The sequence below is a fragment of the Sanguibacteroides justesenii genome (genome assembly GCF_003204205.1).
GTDB lineage: Bacteria > Bacteroidota > Bacteroidia > Bacteroidales > Marinifilaceae > Gabonibacter > Gabonibacter massiliensis.
The window spans coordinates 22,153-38,400 of sequence record NZ_QJPL01000012.1 but is presented as its reverse complement, the minus strand read 5'-3'; the positions used below and the strand labels follow the sequence as shown (position 1 = coordinate 38,400).

Genomic DNA, 16,248 nt, shown 5'->3' with positions numbered 1-16,248 from the left:
CAGTGATTGAGTGATTCAGTGATTAGGGGATTGGAAGATTGAGTGATGGGGGTGCGATCGCAAGAATTACTTCGTTTGGAATGATAATATAAAATAAAAAATTAAATCGATATGTTGGATTTAAAAGAGCGTTTTTTAAGATATGTCGCTTTCGATACTCAAAGTGATGAGAACAGCGAGACCTTTCCTTCAACGGAAAAGCAATTGGTATTGTTGAAGCATTTGACGGAGGAGATGAGGAGTTTGGGATTGGTGGAGGTAGAAATGGATGAGCATGGGTATGCTATGGGATCTATTCCGGCGACACCCGGTTATGAAGATCGTCCGGTAATCGGTTTCATCTCTCATGTGGATACCAGCCCGGATATGAGCGGGGCTCGTATAAACCCGCAAATTATCGAGAATTACGATGGAAAAGACATAAGATTGAACGCCGACTTGATGATGAGGATTGTCGATTTTCCCGAGTTGGTTTATTTTAAAGGTCATACGTTGATAACAACGGATGGAACGACCCTATTGGGAGCCGACGATAAGGCCGGTGTAGCTGAAATCATGACGGCGGCCGAATATCTGATTAATCATACTGACGTGCCGCACGGAAAGATTCGTATAGGGTTTACCCCGGATGAGGAGATAGGCCGTGGGGTTGATTTCTTTAATGTCGAGAGATTCGGGGCTAAGTTTGCCTATACGATTGACGGAGGTTTCGAGGGCGAATTGGAGTACGAGAATTTCAATGCGGCCAGTGCCAAGATGGTTATTCAGGGACGTAATGTTCATCCGGGATACGCGAAAGACAAAATGATCAACGCTTTACAGGTAGCGGCTGATATAAACAGTTTGCTACCGGCTTGGGAACGTCCGGAACATACGGATGGATACGAGGGTTTTTATCATCTGGTAGGGTTGGGTGGTTCGGTGGAAAATGCTACCATCGATTATATTATCCGAGATCATAACCGGGAAAAATTTGAGGCTAAGAAGCAATATATAAGTAAGGTGGTCGAGTTGCTGACCCGAAAATACGGGGAAGGGGTAATTACTTTAACACTCAAGGATCAATACTATAATATGCGTGAGATGGTAGAACTGCACCCGGAGGTGATCGACAAGGCTTTTCAAGCGATGAAGCAGGCCGGAGTGACTCCTATCGTGCGTCCGATACGCGGGGGGACCGATGGAGCGCGTCTTTCGTACATGGGATTACCTTGTCCGAATTTGTTTACCGGAGGTATGAATTTCCACGGGAAATTCGAGTATTGCTCTTTGGATACGATGCATAAAGCCATGCAGACCATTTTGAATCTGATTCAACTTTGGGCAAAGTAAAAAATAAGATTTATCGGAGAACGGGGCTGCTTTTTTCAGGTAGCCTCGTTTTTTATGGTTAGATTTGTAAGATAAAATAACCATGAAAATAGGGGAAAAATGACGGAAAAAACACGTGTGCCGAGGCAAACCAACATGATATTATTTTCTCCTCCGAAACATTCGGAAGATCTGTATATTCCTTTAGAGACGTGGGAGTTTCTGTGTCACACGTTGTATTTAAAGAAATATCCCTTTTTATTAGGCCCCAAAGGCTGTGGAAAGTCATCGGTCGCCAAGGAGCTGGCCGAAGCTACCGGAATGGATTTTTTTGCTTTCGACATGGGCCAGGCCTTTAAACCTAAGAAGATGTTTGTCGGGGGATTGATTATCGGAGATGACGGAAAAACAAAAGCTGTTCGTTCCGAATTTTTTAAAGCTTTTACCTCTTCCCGTCCGACGTTGATATTTTTGGATGAGCTGACGCGGATCCCGATGGTGGCTGCCAATTTTTTAATGACAATACTGGATAGGCAGCAGTCTTACATTTATGATGAGGATTCGGGTATGCGGTACGATAAAGGAGAGGATGTTTTGTTTGTGGCGGCTGGAAACGTGGGGTTTGCCTACGTTTCGACTCAACGGTTGGATACGGCTTTTGAAGATCGGTTTATCAAGGTTCGGCTCGATTACCTGTCTCCGGCAGAAGAAGCAGACCTGATTTTAGATCGTTATCCCCAAGTGTCCAAAGAAGCGGCCGGAGCATTGACTAAAGTGGCGGAAATATTGCGGTTGGCGGAACGGAGGGAGACTCTCTCCGTTTCCCTGTCTACCCGTCAGGTATTGGATGCGGCGGCTTATCTGCCTTTGGGGTACCGGTTGAATGAAATCATTGAAAAAGTCATCTTGACGAATTATCTCATTACCGGGGAAGAGACATTGGCCCGCTCCCTGGTTCAAGCCTTATAACGGTTTCTGATGGATTTTCGAAAAATAGAGGAAATATACGAGGAGCAATTCATGGATCGGGATTGGTGGGGAAACTTTCCGCGGGCCCGGAATTTGGTCGACCGGAATCTCGGTACGACCGATATTTTGACCTTGGTCCCCGTTTGTGCCCGGATAGCATATCATGTTACCGGAGAGATTCCTAAAATGATCTTATCCAATAAAGCCCCGGGTCTGGCAATGAATCCTATGCAGATCGCGTTGAATCTGAAATTGTTGCGGTTGGCTTTTTCCGATGAGATAAGAGTATATTCGTTTTTCGGTCATTTCGTGCATGAAATGGCACATATGGTTTATACCGGGAAGGAGATCAATCATTTAGATTCGAAAGATTTGAGATATACTCATTTACAGTATGAGTTGATTCATATGCTGGAAGACCGCCGGGTGGAATCTAAATTAGTCAGGGATTTTCCGGGATATCATTTTTATCTTTATGCAGCCCGTCGTTTGGATATGGCCGTGGGGATAAATGCCATAGAAGAGCAAGTCGGTTTTTACGGCGGCCCGGGGGAGGGTAACGAAAGTAACGGGTTAGACGGATCCGAGGCTCTTTTGGATTATATATGTTCTAAAATATTGTATCCGAATATTCTGGAGTTCGGTTCTTATCGGCGTGAGGTGTTGTCCTTCCCGGCAAATGGACAGAAGGTGAAGGAGGTGGATTCGGTATTGAACGAAATAAAGGAATACGCCGATTTGACGTACGCTGATGTCGAGAAATACGCGGGAGAATTGGCCCGGTTGTTTCGGCAGGAAGATTTTTGTCCCGATAACTTTTGTTTGCAGGAGATGAAAAACGTACTCAGGGGTGTAGAAGATTTTAGAACGGACCGACAAATCAAAATGGCGGAGTCTGTCATTCGGGATATGCGGAAAACCTTAAATTCGGAACCTCTATTTAGTAATCAGTCCTTTGTCTCTTCTGAACGTTCCCAATTGGAATGGAAAGGAAATTTGGGTTGTTGTGACCGGATAGAGGAGGTGGAAGCGGAAGATGCCCAAATTTCGGAAGTCTTACTGAATCGGGCTAAGGAATTTGCGGCTCGGATACGGTTGAGTCTCTCCATGTTCTCGGCTAAAATGGATCGGGTCCGAACTGTTTACGAACAGGATTCCGGTGAATTGGATGAGGACGAATTGTATCAGGTGCGTTATAATCGTTATATTTTTCAAGAAGAAGAGTATGCTTCTTCGGTCATTCTGGAAGTCGTCATACTGCTCGATCTGTCCGGTTCTATGGTAACGGGAGATAAGATCGAAATGCAGACGGTTATCTCATTGGCTCTCGCTTTGGCCTTCAGCAAATATCCCAACCTCGTTCGTTTCTCTATCTATGGCCATCGTTGTGATACGGAGAAGATAGAGATTGTGCGTTTTTACCAGAACGGAGAAAAATTGCAGTGGGGAAAATTGTTTTCACAGTCAGCCTTAAATGCCAATGCCGACGGTTATGCTATGCTCTATTGCTTTGATAAATTTAAGTCTGATGCAAAAAACAAATTGTTTTTTATGATTTCCGACGGAGCCCCTTCTGCCACGGGGTATGACGGGGAGAATGCCCGGGAACACGTGTGGGAAGTGGTTCGGGAAGGACGTAGACGGGGCATTGAAGTACTCTCCGTCGGCATCGATAATTTTGATCAGGCGGATATGTACGACGAGTTTATCCCTTTTTCCGGGGCCGAAATTACAACTCATCTCTCTCGGTGGATCCGGAAAAAGTTTTCTTCCATAGCAGATGCTAATTCTTTTTAGATGATTTTTTTGTATTTTTATTAATATATCTCTATTGTAAAATATTGTTTTGTTTTTATTTGTGATTATTTTTATATTTGTAAAAAATATGTTATAAACTAAGTAGAATATAGTCTTATGGGGTAAATTCCGAGTAATTGTTTTTTCTCGTAAATCTCCTTTTTGAAAAAACAAGGAGACGGGAATCTATGTATTAATTTAAAATTTTCGTGATGAATGAAAGTGTTTACAGGCTGATAGGAATGGCATGTATCCTTTTATCCGTGAGTTGTGGAAGTCGTGAAGCCACATACGAAGGATACGTGAAAGATGCCGAAACAGGAGATCCTTTGGCTGATGTGAAGGTGTATACCTTTGATCCTGAAAGTAAAAAAAAGGAATCGATACAAACAGATCCGAGCGGGTTTTATCGGTTACCTGTTCTAAAATTAAAAAAATCTGCGGAGATTCGCTATTCTATTGTAGGGTATAAACGAAAATCACAAGAGATAGACACGATAAAAAGGGGGATAAAACGAGGGAAGGGGAGAATCGTTTTGCCTGATGTTTTATTAAATATAGATACGGTGAAACAGGTTATTTACCGGGGAAAGGTAAAAGATGCCGAAACCGGAGAACCGCTTTCCGGAGTAGGCGTAACTTGCATGAACATACGCGTCTCAACCACTTCGACGTGCGGGAACTACCTGGTCTCTTTTGTCGGCGGTAATAAAAGACAAAAAATGGTTTTTACTAAATCAGGGTACGCTAAGGTTTCCATTGATACGGTTTTGCAATCATTGGGTCGTATTATGAACGCTCCGGATCTTTTAATGCAAAAAGAGGCTTCTGATAAAGAATGAAAACACATTCTTTTGAGAGATATTTTATTATTAATTTTTAAGACAAATGTTATGAAAAAGATGATATTTTACGTGATTATGCTCTCTTTTTTTATTGTGGAAACTGGATTTGTAGTCGGTTCTAAGTATTATGATGGTATTGTATCTGGTATTGTTTATGATGATGACGAATTGGAACCCTTGGAGGATGTTCGAGTCGTTTATAATGATCTCGTCGTGGACCTCACGGAGGTAGATGGATATTATAGTCTTACATTTGAAGGTTTATTGGAGGAAGAGGTGAAGTATTACGATGTGAAATTTTCAAAAGATAATTATCAGGAATTAATAGAGTCTTTAAAAGTAACAGGAAGAAGATTCGAGAATAAAGATGTATATATGTGGAGGGAATAACCGTCAGAAATGGATTTGTAAAAGGGGAATGAATAAAGAGAGATAGGTTCTTTTTTGTTTATTCCCTGTGAGTGTTTTTAATTTTTTGTCAGAAGCCAATTCGTTTCGTATGATCAATTTTCGAGATATAATGCTTGTTACTCGATACGAGATAAAAATCGGGAGAAGAAACTGGATATATAATATTTTCTTTGTATTGGCTGTTTTGTTTATAGGATATTACCATTTTTATTTACAAAGCAATTTAAAGCCCTTTAATATAAAGATGGTTGCTTTGCCCAGTTCTTTTCCTTTGATGAATGCTTACTTGTTTAATTTTTGGTTATCACTACTTGTTGTTTTTATCGTGTTGGAGCTTTTTGGGCGGGAGAGAGAGAAAGATACTTTGGAAACGGTAATGGTACGCTCGTTTGATAACCGGGATTATTTTATAGGTAAAATCGGAGGAATAACGGTACTTCTCATGGGAATGAATTTGATCGTCATGGGAGTGGCGTTTTTTATCCATCTTTTTGCGAGTGATTCTCCCTTCGATTTGAGGCTTTATTTTTTTTATTTTTTTTCTTTTACGATTCCCGCGTTCGTGTTTATGCTGGGGATTTGTGTATGGGTTTGCGCCGTTTTTAGAAATCGTTATTTTCCGGTTTTGTTTTTATTCGGGTTACTGTATCTTTTTTTCGTTTATGCCAAGCCGGTGGAATTTTTAGATTTGTACGGCAGGATGTTGCCGAATGGTTTTTCAGGTATAACGGGACATTTCGATTTATGGAAATATTTGGTTCAACGTTTTTCTTTCTTACTGGTAGGTACTGGGGCACTCGTGAGCGCTGTCGGTTTCATAAAACGATTACCTAATCGACAGAGCAGGAAGATAAGATTTCATTTATCCGGTTTGGTTCTTGTCTTGTGCGGATTGGGAATAGGGTATATTCCGGTGTACGGTGTAAAAAAGGAAAAAGAGATTCGGGAAATTTATCGACAAACTTATTTGAAATATCCCTCTTCTGCTTGTTTGGCATTACTTTCTCATGATATAATTTGTCATTTGAAAGGAAAGCGGGTGAAAATGCAAAGTCGGCTCGAGTTGGAGAATTGCAGTCGTGTAGGTCTGCCTCGTGTTTTTTTTTATCTGAATCCTTTTCTGAACGTGGTCCGAATAGAACGGGACGGTAAAATGGTCGTCTTTCGGAAAGAACATCAGGCAATTATTTTAGAGACGACCTTGTCTCCCGGTGAAAAGGCCGTATTCGACATGGAATACGAAGGAAGTATAGACGAGCGGATCTGTTACCTGGATATTCCGGATCAAGAGTATTTTTACCCGAGCTTTGAAATCCAGTCGTTTGTGCCCGGTCGTCGTTATTGTTATTTAGATTCGAATTATACCTTGTTACTACCTGAATGTCTTTGGTATCCGGTGATTTATCCTCCGGCGGATCCCTCTTCACCCTACGAGACGATACGGAATAAATCCCTTTTTTCGCTTCGGGTGATCCCTGCAAATGATGATAGAGTCGTGTCGCAGGGGAAAATGTCTGTTCACGGAGACACGGTTTGTTTCTCTTCTCCGGAATGCTTGTCCGGAATCACTCTTTGTACGGGACCTTTTGAAGAAGAAACGGAACAGATCGGAGATTGGAAGTTTTCGATTCTACATTTTAAAGGACACGATATTTTTCCTTATGACTCGGATCGATTCGTGTTTAATGCTTTTTCCCGGTTGGAAGAGATAAAAAAAGTGCTATATCCGTATAAAAATTTCTATTGTATAGAAACGCCTCCTTCTATGGTTGCTTATTACCGTTTCTGGAAAAATTCAAGTGAATTTGTTCAGCCGGAGATGCTTTTTTTTCCGGAAGGTAAAGAAGCTTGTCCGGTGTCGGCTAAAGATAGGGAAAAGGAAGGGATAAGTCCGATGGCCATCCTCTCGTTTTTGAGCCGTTTTTGGGAAAATAACGGAAGATTCGGGGAACTTTACCGCAGGTTCATGTTTTCGTCTGATAATAATAATTATGGTTATGGTTGCCGGTATTTTATATATCCTCTTTTTCGACCGAAATCGGTGTTCTCTTCGGAAATTCCGGTTTTGGATGCGGTTATGGGGAATTGTATACAGTCGTCGATAAAAGATCGGTCTGAATACGAATTTAGCTTGTCCGATCTGTTGGAGGCTCGTTATTATTTGCGGGGAGGAGCTTCTTTTAAGATGGCTTTAAGGGACCGGACTTTGAAACGAGAAGTTTTGGACGAGGTCGTAAGGTTGAAAAGTAAATCGTTAGAAAACTACTTGATCTTTTACTCTTCTCCGGAAACGGTAAAACAATTTTGGAAAGCGTTTAGGGATTTACCTTTTCAGGAATACACGTACGGGCAGTTTATAGCTAAAGTGCGAGAGAAGTTCGGGGTTGATATAGAGGATTTTTTGCGGGAATGGTATGAATCTTCATCTCTACCTTTGTTCGCCGTGCGGAATGTTCAGCTTGTTCAGGGTGAAGACGAAATGCAGAAGTTCATCCGTTTTTATATTCGAAATTCCGGGAAGCGTGACGGTATTATCGAGGTCTCGGTAACAGAAAATAACCGGCCGAGAAGTTTATACTATTTAATTGGAAAGGGAGAGAGTAAAAAGATTGTTATTTCAGGCAAAATAAGCCGGTTGACAATTAATACCGGGGTGTCGGCGAACATTCCGGGGGAATTTCAGTATGATTTTTTCAGAATCAGCGATCACTTTTCAAAAGACACCGTTCCGGGTATATACGATGCCGATTCTCTCGTTTTTCAGTCAATACCGGGAGAGATTATCGTGGATAACACGGATAAGGGGTTTCATTTGGAGTATTTGTCCGGTAAGAAGCTTGTCCGTTGGTTTAAAGGAGAACAAGAAGATAAGTATTCATACAATCGATTCTCTGCCAATAATTGGGCAAAATTGGTGGACAAGCAGTGTTACGGACAATACGTGAAAGATGCTTACGCTAAATTGGTAGGTAACGGAGAGTGTAAAGCGATATGGGAAGTCGATATTAAGGAGGCGGGAAATTATGAAATATTTGTTTATCATGTACCATATCAAAGTTCGGGTTCCCGTGGCGTGTCCTCTTTACGTAATCCCGTCCATTATTTTGTGTATGATGGTAAAGCCGAGCGTGAAGTTGTCATACGACCGACGCGAAGAACCTCCGGGTGGATATCGCTGGGTACCTATTATCTGGAACAGGGATTGGCACGAGTCTCCTTGGATGATAGAGGGAAATCGGAAGAGAAGGAGGGGGAATTTTGGTCCACTGTACGTAGTTTGACCACGTGGAAAGGGTATACGCACTATAAATCATCTTATAGTCAAATCATAATAGCGGATGCCGTGAAGTGGGTAAAAATGGATTAGAATAAAAAAACAGCATCTGGAAGATGCTGTTTTTTTATCGGATTAAAGTCCTAATTTTTTTCGAATCGCTTTGGGGATGGCGTCCTTATGTACCATAATAGCCACGGTTTGTAAACGGCAATATGGTTCCGACATGTAAAGATAACCGCCGAATGGATTACTGTCTGCATTCCACGAATTTTTGGTTTTATAGTAAAGCGTGCCGTTTTGGTCTTTCAATAGGCCCGTGATATGCATCAAATGGTCGTCGGTCGTCTGCCGGTTGTCGAATCTGAATTGACGTTTTGAATCGTCGATTCTCATCTCCGGTACGGGTTCTTCGAAAGAGGACATTTTAGATTTTCTCTCTTTTTCGCTTAATGTCTGCCATTTGTCGATTTCGGCATTGATCATTTCGGAAGGTTCGTCGGTCGGCAAGATGGCTAAACCGGCTCCGTGGTTAAAACTATTGTGGCTGACATCTCCGTCCCAACATACGGTATATCCCTTTTTCAAAGAGTTGTTCATGATCTCGATCAATTCATCGATCGGAAGATTATAGTAAACACCGTGAGCCCAGTTGTCGGGAATGGGAAGTACAACCTGTGTATAGAAAGGAAATTCCTGGAAGGAGGTGATTTCCACGTAATCGTCCAGATTGAGCCCTAAAGAAGCCTCGAACGTTTTTGGGGTGTATTCTTTCCCTTTGTAGGTGAATTTTTCCGGGGTCGCTCCTAAATAGGTGTCGATAATGCTTTCGTAAGCTTTTGGCCAAACTGGGGTAAGACGGCGGTTCGGGTTTTTATTGATACCGTCCAACATCCCTTTTAGAGCTTCGACCAATTCGCCGTGGATGTGAAAATCCCTGCCGTATTGGAGTCCCGTGTATACCTCTTCCGGAACAATACCGTATTTTTTAATCATGAGGATGACATCGTGTGCCTGTCCTCCTTCTCCGAAGTTATTTGAACCGTGGAATTGGATATAACGGATTCCTTTTTCGTAATAAGTATTTTTGGCAACGAATAATTCGGAAAGATCGTATTCCGGTTTTCCCATTCTCAATAGTTCGGATTCCAAAAAGGAGAGGGCGGCATAATCCCAGCAGGTACCTACACTTTGTTGATCCTTCACCGGCGTGGTTTTAAGATCGGCAATGGTTTCGAATTGGTAACCGGAACGGGGACCTCCCTGTTTTTGTGCTAAAAGCATTGTTGCACCCGTGAAAACAATCACGGCCATCAGTAAAAACTTTCTAATCATAGCGGATAATTTTTTTTTATTGTTGCGGGTGCAAGGTAATCAAAAAAATTAAGGATATACCGCTTTATTTTTACAATTTCTTCCATTTAACGGCATCTGCAATGATATAGAATCCGGGATGAGAAAATTGTATTTTTTCCAAAGCATGGAAGAAGTATTCAAATAATCTGTTATTGAATCGTCACGATGATGCATTTTTTGTGTTTGAGAGCGCTCCGGTAAAATCTCAATAGTTTTTTATAACCGGTTTCATATAAAAATTCGAACAACTCGGCTTTGTTTTTGGTATTCCATATATCCGGGTAGATCTTGCTTTTGGAGAAAAGATCCGGGGAAAACTTTTTGTAAAGGGTTCTTTTGTTTATGTTTTTAAAGGTTGAGATGAGAGGTTCCAACTCCTCGAATCGGGTATAAGCGACAAAATCATTGTCTTCGTCCTCGCAGAACAGGTGTGAACCTACGATGGATTCACTCAGGAGATTCTCTTTCATCGGAACCACGGCCGATTTTCCGGTAAGTAAAAAATGAAGTCCGTCCCAACTTTTGCCTATATCGATTGTTTCGTATCGAGGGTCTTCATTGATTTCGGATAGCTCTTCAGATAAATCTTCATGATCCAGCTGAAGCAGACGGTCAATAACATCCGGATCGACCATCTTGTAAGACGCGATCATTCCCATTTGCACTGTTTTTTAGTTAGTAAAGACTATAAAAATAAGAATTTTTTGTCAAATAGGAACCAAAAAATAGTATTTATTTTATTTTTTAACGGAGTACACTTCTTCTTTGGTCCACTTTGTGAGCTAAATATTTACCCATAAGACTCTATAAACGATCGTTTTTTTTCACGTGTTATCTGGTTTTAGGGGCTTGGAAATAAAAACAGGGGACGTTTGACTTGTCCCCTGAATTGTTTTTTAATCTCGTGTAACCCGCGAAGTTAATCACGAGTCTTTGTCTTTCTTCCAGGAACGAACCATGTAACACGGTACTAATCGTTCTGCCATGTTCTCGAAACGGATATTGGTTATCTTTGCCGCTAACAAGGCCTCCCGAACCTTTCGGGTCATGACGATCCCGAACCATTTATCCGGAATAAAGATATCGCAACCGTCCCATTGCTCCAGGTCGACATGAACGCCCTTGTAATTAGCTTCTTGTATTCCATTTGGAGTATCTGTATACACGATCTCGCTTTTTCCCCAGTCGACTCTCCCGGCTCGTCCCGTGACGGAGAATCCCTGGTAACCGGTTACTTCCTCTCCCTTTTTCGTGAAAAGCCGGACGGGAAAACATTTCCATCCCGTGAAGTTGTTCTTTTCCAGCACCTCCCTGAAACGATCCGAGACAAGGTAAAGCGAGGGGTATCCTATTCCCAATACATCATCGTATCGTTTCCCGCTATAATGACGGAACTCCAGGGGGAATTCAGCCCCCCGGTAATCTCCCGTCAATAACATCTGGCCTTCCCGTAATCCACCGGGCTCTGCCCACTCCCATTCTCGAGTCCGCTCCATTTGTACCGTCACGGAACTATACTTGTCCCTGAATCTATAAAAATCTGATAACTTCATAGTGTTTAAAAATTTAAAGTAAAACCGTGTTTAGCACCTAATTCCCGGGCGAGACCATAAGCTTCCCCGGTGGTGGGATTATCAAGGAAAAATTCGTCCCATCTCAGATTGTAGCTGTACGAGTTTTTCTGGTGGGCTCCCGTTTCCCACCAGCTCCCGAACCTGGGATCATCGATGTTAATGCCCAGTTCATGAAATCGCGTCCGGAATTTTTTCGGGAATACATGATGTGCCTGCATGCTTTTCCCGGGGTTAATGCCGGTTAACCGGATCATGTTTTTCCGGAAGTTCCCGGCTTTAAAAGCCTTCAGGGCCTTGCTTGTCACCTTGCCCCCGGTGGCACCCCATCCCGCGACGGGCACCATGGCCGTGGCACTGATGGAAGCGTTGAGGTAATCTCCCTGGCATAGGTAAACCAGCGCGTTTATGCCGTCGAAAATCTCTCCGGCGACGGGCATCAGCTCCGGCGCCAGTTTTCTAGTATGTCAAAGAACGTATCTTGTAACACGTCCGTCAAAACCGTTATGGGCGGAGTCCTGTATCGTGATCTTATTTAAGATAACCCGGGGTTAATTCACTGCCAATATTGGTTTTTATTTCACCATCGGTAACAAATTTAAGATATTATTCTCGTAATCCAAATTACACGAACGTTTTTTCACGTGTTATCTGGTTTTAGGGGCTTGAAAATAAAAACAGGGGACGTTTGACTTGTCCCCTGAATAGTTGTTAACCTTGTTGCGCTTGCGGTTTATTGAGAATCGTTATTTTTATTAGCAAGAGTAACCATGTAACATGGAGTTAAATACTCCGCCATATTCTCGAAGCGAATATTGGTTATTTTCTCCGCTAACAAGGCATCCCGAACCTTTCGGGTCATGACGATCCCGAACCATTTATCCGGCATAAAGATATCGCTACCGTCCCATTGCTCCATGTCGACGTGAATGCCCTTGTAATTAGCTTCCTGAATACCTGTCGGGTACTCGATATACACGATCTCGCTTTTTTCTCTGTCGATTCTCCCGGCTCGTCCCGTGACGGAAAATCCCTGGTAACCGGTTACTTCCTCTCCCTTTTTCGTGAAAAGCCGGACGGGAAAACATTTCCATCCCGTGAAATTGTTTTTTTCCAGTACCTCCCTGAAACGATCCGAGATTAAATAAAGCGAGGCGTATCCTGTTCCTAGCACGTCGTCGTATCGTTTCCCGCTATAATGACGGAACTCCAGGGGAAATTCCGCCTCCCGGTAATCTCCCGTCAATAACATCCGGTATTCCCATAATCCACCGGGCTCTGCCCATGTCCATTCCCGTGTCGATGTCATTTGTACCGTCACGGAACTATACCGGTCTCCAAATGAAAATAAGTCTGATAATTTCATTGTGTTTAAAAATTTAAAGTAAAACCGTGTTTAGTACCTAATTCCCGGGCGACACCATAAGCTCCCCCGGTGGTGGGATTGTCCTTGAAAAATTTATCCCATCTTTGATTGTACCGGTACGAGTTTTTCTGGTGGGTGCCCGTTTCCCACCAGCTCCCGAACTTGGGGTCATTGACGTTAATGCCTAATTTTTTAAAATTATCATGGAATTTCTTCGGGAATACATGATGTGCCTGCATGCTTTTCCCGGGGTTAATGCCGGTTAACCGGATCATGTTTTTCCGGAAGTTCCCGGCTTTAAAAGCCTTCAGGGCCTTGCTTGTCACCTTGCCCCCGGTGGCACCCCATCCCGCGACGGGCACCATGGCCGTGGCACTGATGGAAGCGTTGAGGTAATCTCCCTGGCATAGGTAAACCAGCGCGTTTATGCCGTCGAAAATCTCCCCGGCGACGGGCATCAGCCCTATAATGTCCAGAGCCGATTGCAGGGTGGCGACGCTCTTGTTATGTTCGCTCTCCACCCAACGAATTTTTAACCCCTGTTGTACCCGGTAATCCCCGTAATGATGTTGTTGAAAAAACATGGCCGGTCCGCTCGTCCAGAAGCGGTTTCGTCGTCTGGTGGCCGTGACGGTGACCTCGCCCAGCTCGATCACGTCCTCGTTCGGGTTAAAACTGGGCCAATCCACGTCGTTTACGGGTATACCGTCCAACCCGAGGAAATCGATGAATTGCACGGGATTGTTCAACGCGTAGGTTAGGGGCGATCCCGCCGGGTCTTCTCTGGCTATCGGGTCCGGAACCCACCACCTGGCAATCGCGTTATCGTACATGCGCCATCCGTAATCCAAGAACCCGGTGTTTCCCGTGGTTTGTTCCTCCTTTCCGTTGTACTTGTGTCGGTTTCCGTCTTGTTGGGCGTAATCTGCCCGGGCGTGCCTGGCACCGAAGGGGTAGTAGTCGTTTCGTTCCTTCACGTTCCCGTTGTCATCTACAATCACCCTGACGCTGCCGAGGTGATCGGTCAAGAAGTAGTTCACCTCGAAGCCACCGCTGGCGGAACTGTTTGCCCGGATCACGCCGCTCCCGAAATTGGCCGACTCGAGTTGTAACCCGGCACTTGTTTTCTTGTATGTCAAAGAACCCAAATAGTCAAAACCGTTCCCGGCGGCATCCCTTACCCGTAACTTGGTTCCATCTGCAAGATAGGAATAAGAGACTGCCAAAGTTGTCCCGGTCTTTACTGTCGATAACAAATTTAAAACATTATATTCAAAATTCAAATTTTTTCGACTGTCATTTAGCATGTTGCCGTTTTTATCGTGGGAATAGGTGCCCGTGGCGGCATTGCCCGGGGTGTAAATATCCCCGTCTGGCGTGGTGCGGATACTCTCGTTTAAGCCGGTCAGCTGGTTGCCCGTGTAGGTGTAAACGAGGTTATCCACCGTGTTCCCGTTGGCCGTTCGTTGCAAGGTTTTGATATTGCCGTTACGATCGTAGGCAATGCCTCTTTCCAGGTAGTTGTCTGCCAGGGTCGTCCACGTGTTCCCGTTTTTCAGGAATTGACTTGTTTCTTTCAAGCGGTTTATCCCGTCATAGGTAAACCCGTACATCAGGGCTGTGTTTGTCCCCTGTTGCCATTCCCACTCGCTGATGTTCCCGTTATAACGGGCGGGCGTGGTGCCCCGGGGTGAATCGTAACGTAATTTCATTTTAAAAGGTGTACTCTCTTTCCCCGTCAACCATCCTCTCGGGTTATAGGTCATCGTTTCCGTGGTGTTCCCGTGTTTCACGGTTTCGAGTCGCCCGACAGCGTCATAGGTATGGATAGTCGTGGCGGGGACGCCGTTGTTCAATTTCGTGACGGAGGTCATTAGCCTTCCCCTGTCGTCGTGGGTGTTCACGGTTTCCAGGATATCCGTCCGCGTGGCGCTTACCCCGTGGCTTTCCCGTTGTTGCAGCACGTTTCCGACAAAATCGTATTTAGTATCGATCCGGCTTTTTTGACCGTGAAGATTGTCGTTCACGGTTTGGATCACCCGGCAACGGTCGTCGTAGTAAGTAGTCACGGTCAACCAGGTGTTTGTTCCCAGTACCCTTGTTTTTGTACCGGTAACGCATCCGGTAACGTTGGGGTAATACGCCTCGGGGTAACCTGGCGTCGCGACGAACGGCAGTACCGGGACGTTAGGGTTGGGCGTGTAAGAATCATACCGTGTATATTGGAGGGGAGCACGGGTTCCGGCGGGGGAGTAGTTCTCGCTGGCGGAGGCGGCTGTTTGCAAGGCGGCGTGGGTGGTTGCCGCCGCTAACACGATTTCGCCCGTTTCGATTACCCGGTTTCGTGGATCGTACAACGAGTAGCTCCACTTGTTAGCGTTTTCGTCCCGTTGTTTACCGTCCTGGCTCATGACAAGCCGATCCCGTTTGTCGTACACCAGGTAGACGGGATCGCAACCCGGTAAACGTTTCACGGTCATTCGTCCCCAGCGGTCGTAATCGTACCGGTAAGCCAGTTGCCGGAGGAGAGTTTCGTCAATCGTGCTTCCCAATCGATAGCTGGCCTCCGGGGAAAGAACATAACGGAGTAGTCCCCGGTCGTCGTGCACGCTGTAGGTTTCTAATCGTGAGTTTCCTTCCGTGTTTGCCGACAGCACGATTACGTTCTGGTTGTCCGAGAACCTTTCAGTGATGTTCCCGTCTTCGTCGATGATCGTTTCCTTTTGGAGGGAGCCGGCGAGGTAATACCCGTCAAGAGATAACGTACCGTTAAGGGAAATTTTGTAGCGACGAACCTCATTGGTCGTGTTTAAGCCGTGGGATATCGATACTCCCTTTTGGCGGTCGTGCCAGTTTTTGCCCGCTCCCGTGCATTTTATTACCCGATTTAGGGGAGAGTTGTCGTACACTGTTCCGGTAAACGCATGAGCGGCTTCCGCGGTGCCGTACGCGTTCCAGTTGCTCGCGGTCGTGGGGGTATCGTGATAAGCCCCGTTGTTTCCGCTCTTGTTGTAAGGGAGATACTCTTTTTCTATCCTTCCCTGTACCCCGTACACGAGGGGCAGGATGATGTCGGCCGTTCCGCCGGAAGAGGCTTTAACCAGAATCACCTGTTGTTTTCTGCCGAAACCGTCGAGATAGATCACGTTATAGATGCTTCGGGGAGAGGGAATGCTGTTACTCGGTTCGATGTATATTTTCTCCGCCACGAAGTCGCGTGTAGTCGTGAAGGAGGGAGGCACGGTATTCTCGTTTACCGGGCTGGCTTTTATCCCGTGGAAAAAAGCCACCGTCAATAGTACAAGTATATATATGTTTTTCATGATCTTAGAATTCGAGTTAACGTGT

At 44.5% G+C, this 16,248-nt stretch carries 12 protein-coding genes; 6 read left to right on the top strand and 6 right to left on the bottom strand.

What is annotated here, in order from left to right:
• The first annotated feature begins 114 nt into the window (after positions 1-114).
• The 6 genes from pepT to DMB45_RS14160 all read left to right on the top strand — a co-directional run bounded on the left by pepT (position 115) and on the right by DMB45_RS14160 (position 8,700).
• Entirely contained in the window at positions 115-1,332 is a 1,218-nt protein-coding gene (pepT, locus tag DMB45_RS14185) for a peptidase T (RefSeq protein WP_110688870.1), read from the top strand.
• A 99-nt stretch (positions 1,333-1,431) separates the two neighbouring features.
• Positions 1,432-2,280 (top strand): AAA family ATPase, encoded by an 849-nt coding sequence (locus DMB45_RS14180; protein ID WP_110688868.1) that lies wholly within the window; start codon positions 1,432-1,434, stop codon positions 2,278-2,280.
• Between the two features lie 9 nt (positions 2,281-2,289).
• On the top strand, positions 2,290-4,077 hold the full coding sequence (locus tag DMB45_RS14175) for a vWA domain-containing protein (RefSeq protein ID WP_041504720.1): 1,788 nt from the start codon (positions 2,290-2,292) through the stop codon (positions 4,075-4,077).
• A 212-nt stretch (positions 4,078-4,289) separates the two neighbouring features.
• Positions 4,290-4,919, top strand: coding sequence for a carboxypeptidase regulatory-like domain-containing protein (locus DMB45_RS14170; RefSeq protein ID WP_110688867.1), 630 nt, complete (start codon positions 4,290-4,292; stop codon positions 4,917-4,919).
• 51 nt (positions 4,920-4,970) lie between these two features.
• Positions 4,971-5,312 carry a hypothetical protein gene (locus DMB45_RS14165; RefSeq protein ID WP_041504722.1) on the top strand — a complete coding sequence of 114 codons (342 nt, stop codon included), beginning with the start codon at positions 4,971-4,973 and terminating at the stop codon, positions 5,310-5,312.
• A 109-nt stretch (positions 5,313-5,421) separates the two neighbouring features.
• Positions 5,422-8,700, top strand: a complete 3,279-nt coding sequence (locus tag DMB45_RS14160; RefSeq protein WP_110688866.1) for a golvesin C-terminal-like domain-containing protein — start codon at positions 5,422-5,424, stop codon at positions 8,698-8,700.
• Positions 8,701-8,742: 42 nt separating this feature from the next.
• Here the strand turns inward: DMB45_RS14160 and DMB45_RS14155 are convergent, their stop codons facing one another.
• The 6 genes from DMB45_RS14155 to DMB45_RS14130 form a co-directional block, all read right to left on the bottom strand.
• Entirely contained in the window at positions 8,743-9,942 is a 1,200-nt protein-coding gene (locus DMB45_RS14155; protein WP_041502996.1) for a C1 family peptidase, read from the bottom strand.
• Between the two features lie 170 nt (positions 9,943-10,112).
• Positions 10,113-10,622, bottom strand: a complete 510-nt coding sequence (locus tag DMB45_RS14150; RefSeq protein WP_041504724.1) for a YfbM family protein — start codon at positions 10,620-10,622, stop codon at positions 10,113-10,115.
• Positions 10,623-10,886: 264 nt separating this feature from the next.
• Positions 10,887-11,516, bottom strand: coding sequence for an imm11 family protein (locus tag DMB45_RS14145; RefSeq protein ID WP_041504725.1), 630 nt, complete (start codon positions 11,514-11,516; stop codon positions 10,887-10,889).
• 5 nt (positions 11,517-11,521) lie between these two features.
• The gene (locus DMB45_RS14140; protein ID WP_041504726.1) at positions 11,522-11,974 is read right to left on the bottom strand and encodes a hypothetical protein; all 453 of its coding nucleotides are present in this window, start codon (positions 11,972-11,974) and stop codon (positions 11,522-11,524) included.
• A 293-nt stretch (positions 11,975-12,267) separates the two neighbouring features.
• Positions 12,268-12,900 carry an imm11 family protein gene (locus DMB45_RS14135; RefSeq protein WP_110688865.1) on the bottom strand — a complete coding sequence of 211 codons (633 nt, stop codon included), beginning with the start codon at positions 12,898-12,900 and terminating at the stop codon, positions 12,268-12,270.
• A 5-nt stretch (positions 12,901-12,905) separates the two neighbouring features.
• On the bottom strand, positions 12,906-16,223 hold the full coding sequence (locus DMB45_RS14130; protein ID WP_052649340.1) for a DUF6443 domain-containing protein: 3,318 nt from the start codon (positions 16,221-16,223) through the stop codon (positions 12,906-12,908).
• Positions 16,224-16,248 lie beyond the last annotated feature (25 nt).

Bases quoted from the DNA above. Each gene is read 5' to 3' on its own strand.
- DMB45_RS14180 (WP_110688868.1), top strand. From the start codon at position 1,432: ATGACGGAAAAAACACGTGTGCCGAGGCAAACCAACATGATATTATTT.
- DMB45_RS14175 (WP_041504720.1), top strand. From the start codon at position 2,290: ATGGATTTTCGAAAAATAGAGGAAATATACGAGGAGCAATTCATGGAT.
- DMB45_RS14170 (WP_110688867.1), top strand. From the start codon at position 4,290: ATGAATGAAAGTGTTTACAGGCTGATAGGAATGGCATGTATCCTTTTA.
- DMB45_RS14165 (WP_041504722.1), top strand. From the start codon at position 4,971: ATGAAAAAGATGATATTTTACGTGATTATGCTCTCTTTTTTTATTGTG.
- DMB45_RS14160 (WP_110688866.1), top strand. From the start codon at position 5,422: ATGATCAATTTTCGAGATATAATGCTTGTTACTCGATACGAGATAAAA.
- DMB45_RS14155 (WP_041502996.1), bottom strand. From the start codon at position 9,942: ATGATTAGAAAGTTTTTACTGATGGCCGTGATTGTTTTCACGGGTGCA.
- DMB45_RS14150 (WP_041504724.1), bottom strand. From the start codon at position 10,622: ATGGGAATGATCGCGTCTTACAAGATGGTCGATCCGGATGTTATTGAC.
- DMB45_RS14145 (WP_041504725.1), bottom strand. From the start codon at position 11,516: ATGAAGTTATCAGATTTTTATAGATTCAGGGACAAGTATAGTTCCGTG.
- DMB45_RS14140 (WP_041504726.1), bottom strand. From the start codon at position 11,974: ATGCCCGTCGCCGGAGAGATTTTCGACGGCATAAACGCGCTGGTTTAC.
- DMB45_RS14135 (WP_110688865.1), bottom strand. From the start codon at position 12,900: ATGAAATTATCAGACTTATTTTCATTTGGAGACCGGTATAGTTCCGTG.
- DMB45_RS14130 (WP_052649340.1), bottom strand. From the start codon at position 16,223: ATGAAAAACATATATATACTTGTACTATTGACGGTGGCTTTTTTCCAC.